This is a genomic window from Cellvibrio chitinivorans, assembly GCF_035117775.1.
In the GTDB taxonomy this organism is placed as follows: Bacteria; Pseudomonadota; Gammaproteobacteria; order Pseudomonadales; family Cellvibrionaceae; genus Cellvibrio; species Cellvibrio chitinivorans.
Map to the genome: position 1 here is coordinate 531,951 of NZ_JAYKKN010000001.1, position 16,138 is coordinate 548,088.

General features: G+C 50.1%; 13 protein-coding genes. 1 reads left to right on the forward strand and 12 read right to left on the reverse strand.

The genetic code is table 11. The features are described from left to right. Positions 1 to 523 precede the first annotated feature (523 nt). On the forward strand, positions 524 to 2,245 hold the full coding sequence (locus tag SPL68_RS02315) for a DUF3592 domain-containing protein (protein ID WP_323813451.1): 1,722 nt from the start codon (positions 524 to 526) through the stop codon (positions 2,243 to 2,245). A gap of 15 nt (positions 2,246 to 2,260) precedes the next feature. On the opposite strand, the gene SPL68_RS02320 is transcribed toward SPL68_RS02315, so the two are convergent. The 12 genes from SPL68_RS02320 to SPL68_RS02375 form a co-directional block, all read right to left on the reverse strand. Further along, positions 2,261 to 2,617 (reverse strand): VOC family protein, encoded by a 357-nt coding sequence (locus SPL68_RS02320; RefSeq protein WP_323813452.1) that lies wholly within the window; start codon positions 2,615 to 2,617, stop codon positions 2,261 to 2,263. Positions 2,618 to 2,635: 18 nt separating this feature from the next. Further along, a complete protein-coding gene (blaHMB, locus tag SPL68_RS02325) occupies positions 2,636 to 3,346 on the reverse strand; it encodes an HMB family subclass B1 metallo-beta-lactamase (RefSeq protein WP_323813453.1) in 711 nt (236 codons plus the stop codon). A 27-nt stretch (positions 3,347 to 3,373) separates the two neighbouring features. Then, positions 3,374 to 3,703 (reverse strand): Na+/H+ antiporter subunit G, encoded by a 330-nt coding sequence (locus SPL68_RS02330; RefSeq protein ID WP_323813454.1) that lies wholly within the window; start codon positions 3,701 to 3,703, stop codon positions 3,374 to 3,376. 53 nt (positions 3,704 to 3,756) lie between these two features. Next, entirely contained in the window at positions 3,757 to 4,026 is a 270-nt protein-coding gene (locus tag SPL68_RS02335) for a K+/H+ antiporter subunit F (RefSeq protein ID WP_323813455.1), read from the reverse strand. After that, positions 4,008 to 4,538, reverse strand: coding sequence for a Na+/H+ antiporter subunit E (locus tag SPL68_RS02340; RefSeq protein WP_323813456.1), 531 nt, complete (start codon positions 4,536 to 4,538; stop codon positions 4,008 to 4,010). The genes SPL68_RS02335 and SPL68_RS02340 overlap by 19 nt, the downstream gene beginning before the upstream one ends. Further along, on the reverse strand, positions 4,538 to 6,067 hold the full coding sequence (locus SPL68_RS02345; protein WP_323813457.1) for a monovalent cation/H+ antiporter subunit D: 1,530 nt from the start codon (positions 6,065 to 6,067) through the stop codon (positions 4,538 to 4,540). The genes SPL68_RS02340 and SPL68_RS02345 overlap by 1 nt, the downstream gene beginning before the upstream one ends. Next, complete coding sequence (locus SPL68_RS02350; protein WP_323813458.1) at positions 6,064 to 6,438, reverse strand: Na+/H+ antiporter subunit C; 375 nt, start codon at positions 6,436 to 6,438, stop codon at positions 6,064 to 6,066. Before SPL68_RS02350 ends, SPL68_RS02345 begins: the two co-directional genes overlap by 4 nt. Next, positions 6,438 to 9,296, reverse strand: coding sequence for a monovalent cation/H+ antiporter subunit A (locus tag SPL68_RS02355; protein WP_323813459.1), 2,859 nt, complete (start codon positions 9,294 to 9,296; stop codon positions 6,438 to 6,440). Before SPL68_RS02355 ends, SPL68_RS02350 begins: the two co-directional genes overlap by 1 nt. 80 nt (positions 9,297 to 9,376) lie before the next feature. Then, the gene (locus tag SPL68_RS02360) at positions 9,377 to 9,517 is read right to left on the reverse strand and encodes a hypothetical protein (protein ID WP_323813460.1); all 141 of its coding nucleotides are present in this window, start codon (positions 9,515 to 9,517) and stop codon (positions 9,377 to 9,379) included. A 74-nt stretch (positions 9,518 to 9,591) separates the two neighbouring features. Then, the gene (gene dinD, locus SPL68_RS02365; RefSeq protein ID WP_323813461.1) at positions 9,592 to 10,434 is read right to left on the reverse strand and encodes a DNA damage-inducible protein D; all 843 of its coding nucleotides are present in this window, start codon (positions 10,432 to 10,434) and stop codon (positions 9,592 to 9,594) included. A 519-nt stretch (positions 10,435 to 10,953) separates the two neighbouring features. After that, the gene (locus tag SPL68_RS02370; RefSeq protein WP_323813462.1) at positions 10,954 to 15,210 is read right to left on the reverse strand and encodes a pectate lyase family protein; all 4,257 of its coding nucleotides are present in this window, start codon (positions 15,208 to 15,210) and stop codon (positions 10,954 to 10,956) included. Positions 15,211 to 15,221: 11 nt separating this feature from the next. Beyond that, entirely contained in the window at positions 15,222 to 15,776 is a 555-nt protein-coding gene (locus tag SPL68_RS02375; RefSeq protein ID WP_323813463.1) for a PEP-CTERM sorting domain-containing protein, read from the reverse strand. Between the last annotated feature and the right edge of the window lie 362 nt (positions 15,777 to 16,138).

The following is a 16,138-nucleotide window of genomic DNA, read 5'->3' on the forward strand; positions in this document are numbered from 1 at the left end:
CGCAACGCGCGACTCCCCTAGTTCTCCGCTAAGGGGATATGACCGAAAACACCGATAGGCGCCTACCGACAGGTAAGGCAATGACTGCTGAGTTGATGCGCAGACTTATGGTTATAAAGCTTGTTGTTATGGTTTTTCTAAATGATCGGGTGATGCTGAAAACACTGTTTTGAGAGCCAAGCGTTATTGTTGTTAGTGCCTGAAATCTCATAAATGCTGACTGGCAGCTACGAATGAGGCGAAAAGGATGCGTTTTGATCAGATAAGCGTCAACCCAAAATCCCACTCAAATTCCGTTTTTGTGACGGTTTTGCAAGTTTATGGTTATAAAAAGCCATGACATTTTTATATTTAAAAAAATAAACATACTGCTAAATCATCCATGATTAGCAATTGATCAGCTTTTTCTCCCTTTCCACATTTTTTTCACAAAGTATTGGAAAATGGCAATTCCTCTCCGCGAACCGACTCCCGCTACACTTGTATCTTCCTCTTTTGCCAACTTCCCAGGATTATTTGCGAGATGAAAAAATCGCTAAAAAGCCGTTTGTTTTTGCTGCTGTTTTGCCTGCCTTTTGCCGGGGTTGGCTTGGGCTTTTTGTTTTTGAGTGTAATTCCGAGCCTGTATGAATGGCAGCAGATGAAAAGCTGGCCGCAGGTGGAGGCTCGCCTCCTCCACGCCGATCTGTCTACCAGCCGTGGTGATGACAGCGACACTTACCAAGCCATCGCGCGCTATAGCTACCGCTATCAGATGATGGATTACACCAGCGACCGGGTGGCGATTATGGGCGGCAGCGATAACATCGGCCGCTTTCAGCAGAATCTGGCTGCGCAGCTCAAGAGAGCGCTGCGCGACCAGCGGCCAGTGCCTGCGTGGGTCAACCCTGATGACCCAGCCGATGCCGTGCTCAACCGCGATATGCGCTGGGGTATGCTCGGCTTCAAAATGATTTTTGTGTTGATCTTTGGCGGCGTGGGTATTGGCTTGATGGTCGCAACTCTCAGCGCAAAAACCGGCGCGACTGATCACCCGGAAAGCAGCTTAAAACCCTGGCTCGGGCAGCAGGAATGGGCGAGCAACCAAATCACTTGCAAAGCAAAAAACAACATCTGGTTTATGTGGGCATTTGCGCTTTTCTGGAATCTGGTTTCACTGCCTGCGACCTCTGCGATTCCCGCAGAATTCGCATCCGGCAATAAGCTCATCCTGATTGCCTTGATATTCCCACTGGCGGGAATTTATCTGCTGGTATTAGCGGTTAAATTCACGCTCAGTTGGTACAAGTTCGGGCAGCTTGTACTTACGCTTGACCCCTACCCCGGCAGCATCGGCGGGCAAGTCGGTGGCACGCTTGAAGTGCCTGTCGCTTACAGCAGCCAGCAGCGTTTTCCGGTGAGCCTGCAATGCGTTCACAGCTATGAAACCGGCAGCGGCAAAAATCGTAGCCGCCATGAAAAAATTCTTTGGCACGCGAGCGGACTTGCACACACGCATCCATCGCCCACTAGCGGAACACTGCTGGCAATTTGCTTTGATGTACCTGCCGACTTACCTGCATCGGAACCCCACAGCCGCAGTTATCGATTTTGGCGATTGGATTTAAATGCCGATTTACCCGGCATAGATTTGCATCGCCAATTTGAACTGCCGGTATTTGCGACGGCGGAAAAATCCCAAACTAATTTGCCGTTAAGCTGTGAGCATCCACTGTTAAATGATGAACACGAAGCGCTGATTGAAAGTGTTGCGAACATCGAACAAATTCCCGGCGGCGTCGCTATGTATTTTCCGATGCTGCACAACTGGGGCAATAATCTGGTGGGCTTGGTGTGCGGACTATTTTTCTTTGGCGCTGGTTTATTAATGCGCGCCGAAGCCGATGCGCCGGGAATTATTGTCTGGCCCTTTACGCTGATGGGCGGCGGCATTGTATTTATCTGCCTCAAATGGCTGTTTACCAGTTTGCGCATTCAACTCGATCACAACGGCCTGATCAGCCAGCGCTATTGGTTGGGCATCGCCATAGGGCGCGATCAAATCCCGCGCGCCGAAATTGCCAAACTGCAACTCACCGCTGGTTTACGCGGTAATGGGGACAAGGGTTATCAAGAACTTTACAAAATTCACGCACTCACCCAGAGCGGCAAAAAGATTTTGATCGCAATGAACCTCCAAGGCCGTGCCACAGCGCAAACAGCATTGGAGGCGATTGGGAGTTTGAGTGGGTATCGAATAACGTAATTGAGTGTTTTTTTATTATTGAGCTTCAGACCAAACCGCAAATTCATTGCCGCTAGGTTCAATAAAATGAAAGCGGCAACCGCCGGGGAAATCGAACAGGTGTTTTACAATGGTGCCGCCGTTTGCGCTTACTTTTTTCAGAGTCGCTTGAATATCTTTGCTGTAAAATACTAAAAGTGCTGCACCATTGCTGGTTTTACTACTCATAGCCGCTTTGAAAAAACCGCCATCTAAACCCTGATTGGAAAAGGCTGCGTACTCAGGACCGTAATCGACAAAATCCCAACCAAACACTGCTGAGAAAAATTTCTTTGTCGCCGCCAGATCACATGCGGCAAATTCGACATAATTGAGCTTTTCGTGAATGTTCATAGTTGCTCCTTTACAGATTTACTTCTGTTTCGCACTTGCCTCAAGCGCACGCTGTTTGGTCTTTTCCAGCAGCGATGCATCACCCATTGTTCCATGACCCGGTACTACGATTTTTGCGTCGCTATAGCGGTTGATAAGTTTTTCTGCAGAAGCGGGCCAGTCGGCAATCACTGCATGACTCAAGTTTCCCAGCCCTTCTGGTTTTACAAAACAACCGCCAAATAAAATTTTCTGCTTCGGCAACCACACCACCAAATTGTCAGGCGTGTGGCCAGCGCCCGGATAAAAAGCTTCAATTTTATTTTTTAACAGCCAATAGGGATTTTTACTAAACGACTGTGTTGCCTGCACCGCACCTTCTTTATTAAGCAGATCATTCGTTTGCTCTGATGCGTAAGTCGGAATGGATTTGGAATTCAAGTAGGCAATGCCGATGGTGCTGTCATCGTGAAAATGCGTAGAGATGCTGACCTTGGGTTTGAAGCCTTGATCGCTAACTAAGACTTCTGTGTCTTTAACTGTAGCGGGCGTATCAATAATGTAAGCGTCTTTGCCATCCACAAAAACTAAACCGTGGGATGCAACCAAACCCCAGCTTGGATAATTTTCGTAGGATGTGTGCAGATAAACTCCCTCATCGATTTTTTTAACTTCCAGTTCGGGTAGCGGCTCTTCTGCAAATGCGACACTTGCAAACAATAGGCTGCAAAGTATTAACAATCGTTTCATTTTTAGCATCCTTTTAAAAAATTATTGTTATTCCCACGGCTTACCTTTGGTTCTTTCTACCGCGGGTAATTTCAAATGCAGTGCTGCTTTTGCAACTATGTGCGCGCTCACTGGTGCGGTGATAAATAAAAATAACGCGATCAGTAATTCATGCAAGCTCAGGCCGTCACCTTGGGTGGAAAAATAAATGACCGAGCCGATGATGATGCCGCCTACCCCGAGGGTGGTGGCTTTGGCGGGGCCGTGCAGGCGCAGGTAAAAATCGGGCAGGCGCATTAGACCAATCGAGCCGATCAGCGCGAAGCTGGCGCCGATCAATAGACAGGCGCTGATTATGATTTCAAGCCAGGTAGACATAATTTTTCCTATTCAACTTTTCTTTCTCCAACTTTCTATTACTCAACTTTCTGTTACTCAATAATGTCACCGCGCAGCAGGTATTTGCTGAGCGCAACCGTGCCGATAAAACCCATCACTGCGATCAAAAGCGCCGCTTCAAAATACAACATGCTGTCCTCATAAATTCCAAACAACACCAAGAGTGCGATGGCGTTGATGTACATAGTGTCCAGCGCGAGGATTCGGTCGGGCAGCGAGGGGCCGATGATCAAGCGCCAGAGGTTGAGTGCGATGGCGAGGCTCAATAGCAGCATCGCAATACTTATGGCTGTGGTGAGCATTCAAACACCTCCTTGAGCGGGGCTTCGTAGCGCTGTTTCATCTCGGCGATGGCGGCGTCTATATCGATCACATGCAGTGCGTGAACCAGCAAATATTTCTCCTCCATATTCAAATCCGCCGATACGGTGCCGGGGGTAAGTGAGATGGTGCTGGCAAACAGGGTGATGGTGAATTCCTGTTCGATGTCGAGCGGCACGCGCATAAACGCGGGCTGTAACTTGCCCATAGGCCCGAGGATGCGTACCGCCAGAATCAGATTGGCGATAAGGATATCCCACAAGACCACCCCCAAAAATTTCATCAGCAGTAGCGGTTTACGGATACGCAGCGCCTCCGGCCAAAAGCCTTGGGTAAACCAGGGAATCAGCCAGGCGAGAATAGCCCCAAGCACCAGTTGACCCGCGCTCAGGCTGTTGGCCAGCAGCAGCCAGAGCAGCAACATAAATACACTCAGCGTCGGGTGCGGAAACCAGCGCCGCGCTTTTACTGGTTGAGCAATTTGCGGATTCATCAGCGTGCCTCCCCTTTGACCTTGGCGTCATAGATACTGAAGGCTTGCATCGCATCGTTATACGCCTGTGGTTCCAATAGTTGCTGCGCCAAAGCCTCGGTGTAAGCGAGCACTTGCCCGGCGAAAATGGTGGTTAACAAAATACAGCCGAGCAGGCCGATAATCGCCAAGAGCGCGCCTTTATCGGCCGCCGGTGCGGTGGCGATGCGATTGTCGGTGCGCCAGAAGATAGTCGAGCCGCTGCGGCTGAGCGCCATCAGGGTTGCGAGACTACCGGCCAGCAGAATCACCCAGAGCAACAGCTTATTCAGATGCACACCGGCGGCATTGAGCAACAGCAACTTGCCGATAAAGCCACTCAGCGGCGGCATACCAATCACACTAATCGACGCGATAAAAAACAGCGCCCCTAGCAGCGCCGACTGGCGCAAACGCGGGCCTTTGGTGATGCGGTCGAGCAGTTCGCCGCGCTGGCGGGCGATAAGATCGGCCAGTAAAAACAGCGCGCCGCAGATAAGCGTGGAGTGGATTAGATAGTAGAAAGTCGCACTCAAGGCGGCAGCGCTATGAAGGGCGATACCCGCCAGTAAAGTGCCGACCGAGACAATCACCAGGTAGGAGATTTGCACCCGCAACTCGCGCGCCGCCAGCGCGCCGAGCAAACCCAGCACCAGCGTAATCAGCGCCAGCGGCCAAAGCCAGGGCAGCGCCAGATTGGCGACATTGCCAGCATCATTGCCGAAGATTTGTGTATAAATACGCACAATGGTGTAGACACCGACCTTGGTCATAATCGCAAACATAGCCGCAACTGGTGCGCTGGCGGCGGCATAAGCGCGCGGCAGCCAGAAGTAGAGCGGCGCGATGGCGGCTTTGAGGCCAAACACCACCAGCAACAACACTCCGGCGGTGGCGGCTAGGGGGGCGTCTTCGGGGCTGATCTGGCGCACTTTGGCGGCCATATCAGCCATATTGAGTGAGCCGGTCAAGCCGTAGAGTGCGGCTACGGCGATCAAAAACAGCGCCGAGCCGCACAGATTGATCACCACATAATGCAGCCCGGACCGCGCCCGCTCAGCGCCGCGCCCATGCAACAGCAAGCCGTAAGATGAGATCAGCAGCACTTCAAAAAATACAAACAGATTGAACAAATCGCCGGTCAGAAAAGCGCCATTTACTCCCACCAGCAGGAATTGCAGCATGGCGTGGAGTTTGTCGCCGGGTGCGTCCATTCCCCTGACCGCATAGCCGATGGTGAAAAAGGCCAAGACCGCAGTGACTAACAACATAAGAGCGCTCAGGCGATCCAGCACCAACATCACCCCAAACGGCGGTAGCCAGTTGCCCAAGGCGTAGAGATGGATTTCACCGTCGCGCGCCTGAATAAATAAGTAGATGCTGATCGCCAGCAGCGCCGTGGCCGAGAGAAAGCTAAGCGTGCGGATCAGCGCGCGGCGGCCAGAGAGCAAAATCATTGCCACTGCACTGAGCAGCGGCAACAGAATCGGAGCAATAATCCAGTGACTCACACTTCGTCCTCCAATAGCGGGCGCACCGGTCGAACCGGCTTCTCGCCGATGGCGGCGCTGCCGTCCACGTGGTCATTGCCCAATTCGGCGCGGGCGCGCAGGGCGAGCACCAGCAGGAAGGCGGTCATGGCAAAGCCGATCACAATCGCGGTGAGCACCAGCGCTTGCGGGAGTGGATCGGCGTAGCGGTCGCCCTGCCCGATGACTGTGGAGGCATCGGAGCGCAGGCGCCCCATCACAAAAATAAACAGGTTGACCGCGTAGGAGACGAGCGTCAGCCCAAGAATGACCGGGAAGGTACGCGCGCGCAGCAGCAGGTAAACGCCGCAGCCGACTAATACGGCAATGACTAAAGCAACTAAAACTTCCATTAATTGTTTACCTCCCGCGGAGCTGAATCAGTAATGAAGGGCTCATCGCCCGGAGGTGCAGCGACCATCACGCCGTAGGTGGTCTGCGCCAAACGCCCCAGTTGCGACAGCATCAGTAGGGTCGCGCCCACCACCGTGAGGAACACGCCGGTATCAAAAATCATCGCCGAGGCGAGTTCAAATTCGCCCACCACCGGCCAGTGGATATGGCCGAAAGTGGTCGTCAGGAAGGGGTAACCAAATACCCAGCTGCCAACGCCCGTCAGCGCCGCGACCAGCACCCCAATCACGCTTAAGTTGCCGTAATCCACTGGCAGGCGCCGCTCGACCCAGTCGGAACCGCTGCACACATACTGCAAAATCAGCGCGATACTGGTGATCAAACCGGCGATAAAACCACCGCCCGGCTGGTTGTGGCCGCGCAGGAAGATGTAGACCGCGACCATTAATGCAAGCGGAAGGAGGATGCGCGAAAGCACCATAAGAATCGGCGGATAGGGGTCACGTGCCCAGCCGCGTCCATCCAGATCCGTGCTCGGCAGCGGCAACTGCAAGCCGTCGAGCATCAGGTACACACCCAGTCCGGCAATCGCCAGCACCGCAATTTCACCCAGGGTATCGAAGCCGCGGAAGTCCACCAGAATCACATTCACCACGTTAGTGCCACCGCCGCCGCTGACACTGTTGGCGACAAAAAACTCGGCGAGGCTGGTGTCGTAGGAGCGCGTAAGTATCGCCAGCGTCAACAGGCCAACCCCCAAACCGGCGCCGGCAGCTATGGCGATATCGCGCACAACTATGCCCGCACTGGATTCAAAGGGCGTGAGCTGGGGCAAAAAGTAGAGCGCGAGCATCAACAGAATAATAGTGACTACCTCGACCGAAATTTGGGTGAGCGCCAAATCCGGTGCGGAGAAACGCACAAATGCGAGCGATACCATCAGCCCCACTACGCCGACGACCAGCAGCGCGGCAAAACGGTTGTGATGGATAAACACCGTCACCAGCGCGGCGATCATCATCACCACCGCGAGCAGCAAGCTCACCCAATCGATAGGCGTGAGCGCGACATCGCCCAGCACATGGGTGAAACCAATAGGCCAGAGTTCGACCGTACCCACCACCAACACAGTGGCCAATAACAGCGCCACCGAGCGTTGCAACGAGCCAATTTCCAGAGCATCGGTCACGCGCTGGGCAAAACGCACTATGCCCTGAATGCGCTTTTCAAATTCGACGTTTTCATCCAGCCGGTATTTGCGCTCGTAAAATGCGAAGAAGCCGCTGCGCTGGCTGTACAGCAGCAAACCACCAAGGGTCGCCAGAAAGCTCATCAACAGCGGCAAATTCAGCCCGTGCCAGATGGCGATATGGTACTCAGGTAGGGTATCGCCCAGCACCGCCAAACTCGCCGCGGCTAAAAACGGCGCCACGGTTAGATTGGGCAAAATGCCCACTAGCAGGCAGAGCACACCCAGCAGTGCCATAGGCAAAATCATGTAGCGCGGCGGCTCGTGCGGCGGGTAAATCGGCAGGTCGATGGGATAGCCGTTGAAAAACACATCGTGGATAAAACGATAGGAGTAGGCCACCGCAAAGATACCGGCCAGAATGGAAAACAGCGGAATGATCCAATCAAAGCCGCCCATCAAATCCACCCGCAAGGTCTCGGTAAAAAACATCTCCTTACTCAAAAAGCCGTTGAGCAGCGGCACCCCCGCCATGGCCGAGGCCGATACCATCGCCACAGTGGCGGTAATCGGCATGTACTTCCACATACCGTTGATTTTGCGCATATCGCGCGTGCCGGTTTCGTGGTCGATGATGCCCGCCGCCATAAACAACGAAGCTTTAAAAGTCGCGTGGTTGATGATGTGAAAGAGTGCGGCCAGAGTTGCGAGCTGGCTGCTAAAGCCAAACAACATGGTGATCAGACCGAGATGGCTAATCGTCGAATAAGCCAGCAGCCCTTTGAGGTCGTGTTTAAAGAGCGCGTTATAGGCGCCAAACACCAAGGTCGCAAGGCCGGTAAAGGTCACCAGATAGAACCACAAATCCGACCCCGAAAGCGCCGGATACATGCGCGCCAGCAAAAACACCCCCGCCTTCACCATAGTCGCCGAGTGCAAATAGGCCGATACCGGTGTGGGTGCGGCCATGGCGTGCGGCAGCCAGAAGTGGAAGGGAAACTGCGCCGATTTGGTAAAGGCGCCGATCAAAATCAGAATCAACGCGATAGGATAAAGTTTGTGGGATTGAATCAGTTCCGCCGAGTTAGTGATCACTTGCAAACTGTAGGAGCCAGTAATCTGGCCAAGCACCAGCGCACCGGCGAGCAGCGCCAAGCCCCCCGCCCCGGTAATCGCCAAGGCCATACGCGCACCTTTACGCGCCTCGCTGCGATGCGACCAGTAGCCAATCAGCAGAAAGGAACTGAGGCTGGTCAGCTCCCAAAAGATAATCAACAGCAGCAGGTTATCGGACAGCACAATCCCCAGCATCGCCATCATAAACAGCTGCAAAAGCGCATAGAGGCGGCCGAGGGAATCCTTATCGGCCAGATAATAACGGGCGTAGATGATCACCAGTAGGCCGATGCCCAGAATCAGCAGCGCAAACATCAGGCTCAAGCCATCCAACCGCAAACTCAAGTTCAAGCCCAGCTGGGGAATCCAGCCCCAGCTACTAAACAACATCTGCCCGCTAAACAGCGCCGGCACATGGCTCAGTAGTAAAGCCAACGCCAATAACGGGCCAAGCGCCGCCGAGAAGGCGCAAACATTGCGCCCAAAGCGCTCGCACAGCGGCGGCAGCAACGCACCCAGCAAGGGCAACAGAATAATCAGCAGTAATGCCATGAAATAACCTCAACAAGCTTACAAAGTATCCAGCCACAGACAGCGGCAGGCTGACCTATAGCATAGAAGGTAAACGGCTATTAAATGGTGACAGGAGGGTCGGTAAAGAAAGGATAGCGCTGGCTCTGCGGCGAACGGCTGCGCAGCCAAAAAACACCTATATCCCACAGCTTACCGAGAGATGGAGTGAGAGATTGCGGTGATAGATAAACATGAGACATGCGCCAGTTATACCCATTTTGACCAAACTATACCAGTTAAGGCCCGTAAAGATCGGCTTTGGCAATGCGGGTTATTATTCTTTTTTAGTCAATTTTTTCTGCGCCGATTCCACTTGTTTAATGCTGGTTTCGGGGGTGGGTAAGTCTTCAGGCATAGTACCGCCCAACTCTTCAATGGTTTGGCGCACTTTACGCCCCACCTCAAAGTGGGTTTTATTGGCTTGGCTTTTATTGTTTACCTCATCGCGGCGCAACTTATCTTCTGTTTGGGTAGCGCGGAATAAATTGGCTGCCAACTCAGTGCTGCCCATGTGGTCGAGAATTTTCTGGCTCTTTTTTAAACCCTTACGGATATGAATATCCTTATTCGCCAAACCGCCGTACAACCCCTTGTAGCCATGATCTTGAAAAATGGCATAGTCCAGCGGCGTTTCCACACCTGAATCTCTGGCTGCAGCAGCCAGCTGCTTGTTGTGCTCGGCAAGTTCATTGCGAATGGCAAGGCGCTTGTCGTCTTCACTCAGCTGAGTAAATTTTTTGCCGTCTGCCAATTCTTGCCGACGGGTCTGCAAGGCAAAATAGGTCTGGCCATTGGCAATAACGGGTTTACTTGGATCACCGTTTTGCACCACCAGATAACAGGCGTAGCGCGACAGGCGTACATTTGGCAGTTCGCGGTGTGCGCCAGAGCCAATTTCGACCATTTCGAGGATATCCTCGAAATGGTCTTCCACCACTTGTGCGCTGTTGCGGCAAGCTTCGCGCGCGCGCTCCAGCACTGGTAAAAAGTGACGATATTCCGAGTATTCCAATATCTTGGCCAGTTGGCGGGCAGGCCAAAATTCGTTGCCGTTTTCATCTAGCTTTTTGATATTTTCAAAGGTCGCGTTTTGGCTTTGAGTAAGTTTTTGCGTCATGGTCACTCTCCTTGTTAGTTAAGATCGCCAGCAGTCTACCCAGTTGACTCCCAATCGGCCAGAAAACAAATTTAGCGCACCCCAAAAACACAAAAGCCACAACCCGGGTTTAGGTTATGGCTTTCGCTTACGCTGCCTTTTGTTTGGTTGGAAACTCAGGCGGGGGAGATCACAAATAAAACGAGGTGAACAGCAATCAGGAAACCACACAATTTCACTTGCTGACTAATACTTAACGCAATCATAACTCTCTACCTGCTGTAATGTGGGCGGGAACCCATGTCAATGTGTCTATTCTTATTAAGATAATTTGCAATCAATAATTTGTTCTTTGCAGAGCGTTTTTATTGATCAAGCAAACCATTGCAAATCCCATTTGACACAATATTTATAGCACAGCAAATTGATGCGACAAAAGAACGTTTGGTGAAAATTTACGCGTATTTATTCACAAAATACTTTTTATCATTATAAGTAGCAGTTCCCTCTGCTACTTGATTATTTTTTTGTTACCGATGGTTACTGGCATGTCACCGGAGTAAGCGCTTCCATATAAGTTCTATCGGCAGACAGCGGCGAATTAAATGGAGCATCGCCATATTTTCCCGCCGTAAGAACAACATAATCTATCAACTCCTGACCTGCCTCAAAGCGCCAGCCGTTAATAAAATTGAGTGAGGTCGCGTTATAGTTTTCCGACAAATCCGCAACGCTGCCATTGGTCGCAGTCAGTGCAGTTTTGGTTGCGTCATTCACGACACAAGTGCCGCTGCCAAACCAGAGGAAGTTGCGATCGTTGCGGAAGAAGCCATCGGCAATATCTTTGAAATAGTTATTGCTGATTTCTGCGAGCGATGCCGCGACCGAACTCTTCTCCTGCAAACTTGCATTCACTACAAATGCGTTGTCTTCCAGGAAGGCGCTGGCACCCACACGCAAGCTCAAAATCTCTTTGCGATAATTCACAAACACATTGTTGAACATGTGCGTTTTACCACGACGCAATAAAGGCACACGGCGCAATGTATTGCCGAGCAACATGTAGCTATCGTCGGTAGTGACAAAGGCATTGTGATGCATGGTGGTGGTGATGTTCGCATTGATAGTTCGGCTATCGCTGGAACCGTGCAGCACTGCGCGCTTCACATTTTGCAAACGGTTGAATGACATGGTGATGTGGTTTGCGCCGATTTTTACATCAAACGCGGAATCGCCTGTGGTATCAAACGTATTTTTGTGAATCCAGATATCGTGTGATGCGCCGGTGGAGCGAATCATATCCGGGTCTACATAGTGATCTTCGGTGTGGCCTGCGCCCTGGAATTTCAGGTGGGTAAAAATCACACTTTCCGATGTCTGGGTTGGCACACCATCGCTGTCTTTACCAATCGCAAAACCGCTGAAAATAAAATAGGCTTCAGTTCCGCGGCCATCGAGGGTTTTGTTGGAGCCAACGGCGGGAATGCGAATTGGAATATCTTTGTTGTTCATCGCTTTATTGAAAAACTCGGTACGGCATTGTGCTTCGCCATTGAAACCTTTGCGCGCACACCATGAGTGGTAATCAATACATTCCGCTTCAGTTGCACCCAACATGGTTTGCACAGTGCTGTTGTTACAGTAAGTGCGATACATACCAATTTCTGATGGCTGCGCAAATTCCGCTTTATCAAACACAATCCAGTTGTGTGCATTGTCAGTCAGCGCATTAATCAATTGCTGCTCAACAGTTACCGCTGAATTTTTGGTGATGATAGTGAGTTTGCTGTTGCCGTTAGGATCGTATCCACCTTTGGCATTTTCACCATAACCAACAGGCTTACCGAGTGATTGCGACAAACACTCCACAATTTCCTGATCAGTTTGCAATGCAGTATCGCGCCAGTTCACGTTGGGGTTAGTGGCGAGACTAATACAGTCTGCACTCAGATTTACGTTTTCAGGAATGTAAGGCGCCGAGCTGCTTGATGAAGACAGCATCGATGAATTACTGGCTGAATTATTTTCCGAACTAGTCGCTGAACTGTTTGCAACCGCCGATGAATTAGCCGCACTGCTGACAGTTGAGGCGCTGCTGGATGCACCTGCTTCACCTGTGTATTCAATCACCAGATTATCCAACACTAAAGTCGCTGAACTTTCTGCGCGAATTTGAATAAAAGAAGCTGATGTACCCATCGACGACTCTACGACTAAATGCTGACCTGCAACCAATGTATTCGCCGTTTGTTCAAAAATTTTATCGCCCGATGTACTGGCATTATCGACAAATACTTGCACGCGACCGGAACCGGACGCTTGAACAACATCAAAGCTCAAACGATAAGGTTTGCTTAAGTCCAGATCCTTACCCGCTTCACCAATAGTGAAACGCGCTCCTGTCAAACCAATAGTGCCATCGACAAATACCGGATTACCGCCCGATTTTTTATAGAGCGATTGGCCGCTGCCATTTACGCGATAAGTTGTGTAGAAGTTGCTGGCAGTTGCGCCCTCAAACGTTTCAGTAAAAAACATTTGCGCAGGACTATCGCTAGAGCTGGATGAGATAACCGATGTGCTGCTACTGGCTTCTGCATTTGAAGACTCTGCACTAGAAGACTCTATGCTAGAAGACAATGAAGAGCTGGCAACGGAAGATACTGCACTGCTTTCTGTGCTGCTGGATGCAACAGAAGTTGCACTTGAACTGCTGGCTGCATGATCGGCAATTTTTCCTACACCGGCATTCGCCATTACTATCGCAGGAACTTCAGCCGCAGGATCCATATCCACTGAATAAGGCACAGTGACTGCGCAGGTAGATTGCAATTGACCATCAACAATTTCCGGTACAACTAACGCACCATTACCAACAGTGCGGCTGTAATAAATATACGGCAACACTGTGTTGTCGTTATTCGTTTGCCAGCAGCCGGGAGTATCAGAATCATCACTCGCAATTAACGGGTTATTGGTGTTGTAAAAATAATTGCTCTCTACCAAGGCTTTGGCATTTGCGCGCGAGTTAATACCGTGGATCATGGTATTGATGTTGTCATTTGCCCAGTAGTTGTTGTACACATGCACCAAGGCATTGCGAATTAACGGCGTGCGCTGTTCAATATTTTTGTACCAGTTGTGATGGAAAGTGATGTTGTTGTTGGTATCACTATCGTTGTAACCAACCAAACCTGCGCGACTGGAATCATTAAACTTGTTGTAAGACACAGTCACATTAGTTACGCCTGATTTCATATCGATCAATGAATCGTAACCGTCTTTTTCACCACCGGATGCTTCCAACCAGTTATGGTCAATCCACACCCGATTAACATTGCTTTCCATACCAATCGCGTCACCGCCATTGGAAGTTGGCGAACCGCTCTTCTTCACGTTACGCACATGCACGTTTTGAATAATAATGTTGGATGAAGCGCGTACATGAATGCCGATTTGATCAAACAATGCATTGGTGCCCACACCGATAATCGACACGTTTGCTGTTTCTTTAATTTCAATCACATCGGCTTGGGTGTTACAACCCTGCGCAGTAGTGTTGGCATGGTTGATAGTGCCATTCACTAAAATAGTTACCGGCGTCGGATTGCTTTTCGTGCGCGCGCCACACAAAGCCGCGTTTAATTCAGTCCCCGTAGTCACGGTAATTACCGGGCCACCTTCACCGCCGGTAACACCGGTATAAGCTGCAAAACCTTCAAGTTTTGCCGGACGAAGCGCGCCATCATATGAAGCTGCACTGCTAGATGATTGAGCAATGGCAGAAGAACTACTGGCAGGAACAACACTGATCGCGCTGGAGGATACCGCAGCAGAGGAAACACTACTGGATGCCGGTGCCGATGAAGGCGCAGCTGATGAAGCCGAAGAACTGGTGACTACATCATCCAAATATTCAATTACCAAATCATCGATAGTTACTGATGCAGAACTTTCTGTACGCAAAGAAATAAATGAATTTTCTGTGCCCACAGAAGGCAGTAATTCAATCACCTGCCCTGCAACCAAACTGTTCGCACTGGCGTTGAAAATGCGCGATGCACTGCCATGCAATGAGTTACCGGCGCTGGTGGTGTTATTGTCTACCATTATTTGCAAAGCACCGGAACCAGAGCTGGCAACAACACGGAAAGAAATGCGGTAGGGTTTGCTTAAATCAAAATCGCCATTGGCATTTGTATCGCCCGAGGTAGTATTAGTCCGCGGTGGTTTATTGCCGATGGTAAACCGCGCGCCCGCAAACGTGAGCTCTTGGTTGGCAATAGTAATTCCACTGTTGCCACCTGTGACAAAAAATAATGCCGCTCCCGGATCAGTTGAAATTGAGCGATAGGCTGCACTGAATAAAGTCCCTTTATCAACATCAAAAGGTTCGCTGAGTAATACGCGATTCTCAACAACAATTGGCTCACCGGTAGCGGACCAGACAAAAGCCGATTGATCAAATGCGATTGCGCGGTTGTGGCGAATTTTAATGGTGTCGGCTGGCGTTATTTGTTCACCGCTGGCCAAATCACCAATCACCACATCACCATCGAGAATGGTTGTTCCTGCACCAGACGCAGTTAAGGTTTGCTTTGCATTGATAATTGCCTGCTCGCCATTTTTTACCGTCACAGAGAAAACATAATCGTAAGTAGTGCGATCAATACGGGTTTCACTCAGTTTTGTCAGTGACACCACATTTAAATCCAACGCCATGCTATGACCTGCAAACGCAAGTGCACATAACCCGGATAGGGCTTTCACCCCAGTGCGAGAAAATATATTTTTCATCTTGTCACCTATTAATGAGCGAAGGAATAAGTCATTGAGCTGGTAGTACGCACACGTCTGCGTAAACCCAATGCAATCAAACCAATCATCATTAATATCATCGGCGAAGATTCAGGCACTGAAACACTGGCTGCGGTAGAGACACCGGAGCTAACGAGTTCAAAATCCGTATCGTAAATATCGTAGGCTAACGACTGAAGAGAAGCCTGAAACGGCAGAGATGAGAGATACGTAAAGGAAATACGTGCAGCACCGCTCGTTAAACCATCGATGCTGTAGCTGTCGAACAGACCTGCACCCAACAACGGATCCGGTTGAAAGACCAGACTATCCCATTCTGCCGGGCTGGTAACTATGGCTAAATCAGCGAAGAGGTCTTCGGCAAAATAGACCGATAGACCATTCATCAGCTCACCATCAGCAAGCGAGAGATTGATATCCACCGTTCCTTGATTACCAACAAGCTCAGAAAAATTGGTAGTAATTAACGCAGCATTCGTCGAGTTGTTTAAACAAAATAGAAAAGTAAAAAATACACTTATTTTTTTAACTGTATTCAGAGTCATGATATTCCCCATTTTTTAAAATTATTGAACTTGGGGTATTCACTAAATCACATTGTCGATTGGAAATTTTATTGTTATGTAAACGCAATCTGAAACTTAATCTATTACAGAACCACCGAAATACTCATAAAAAACACTTATTTTTATAACCAAAAATGCTGCTTATGATTGATATTCATGGCCGATGTAATAAGTGCCATTATTGCTAATGATATGAGTGATAATCCAGTAAATTTTTATCGGCGAGTCAATATGACCAGTTTCACACTAACTCACTGATACTAATTTACCTGCGGAAAACAGGGGGGGTTTCTTTCAGTAACCAGACTAATGCAGATGTCTTATTAAAAACGCCCGGAGTC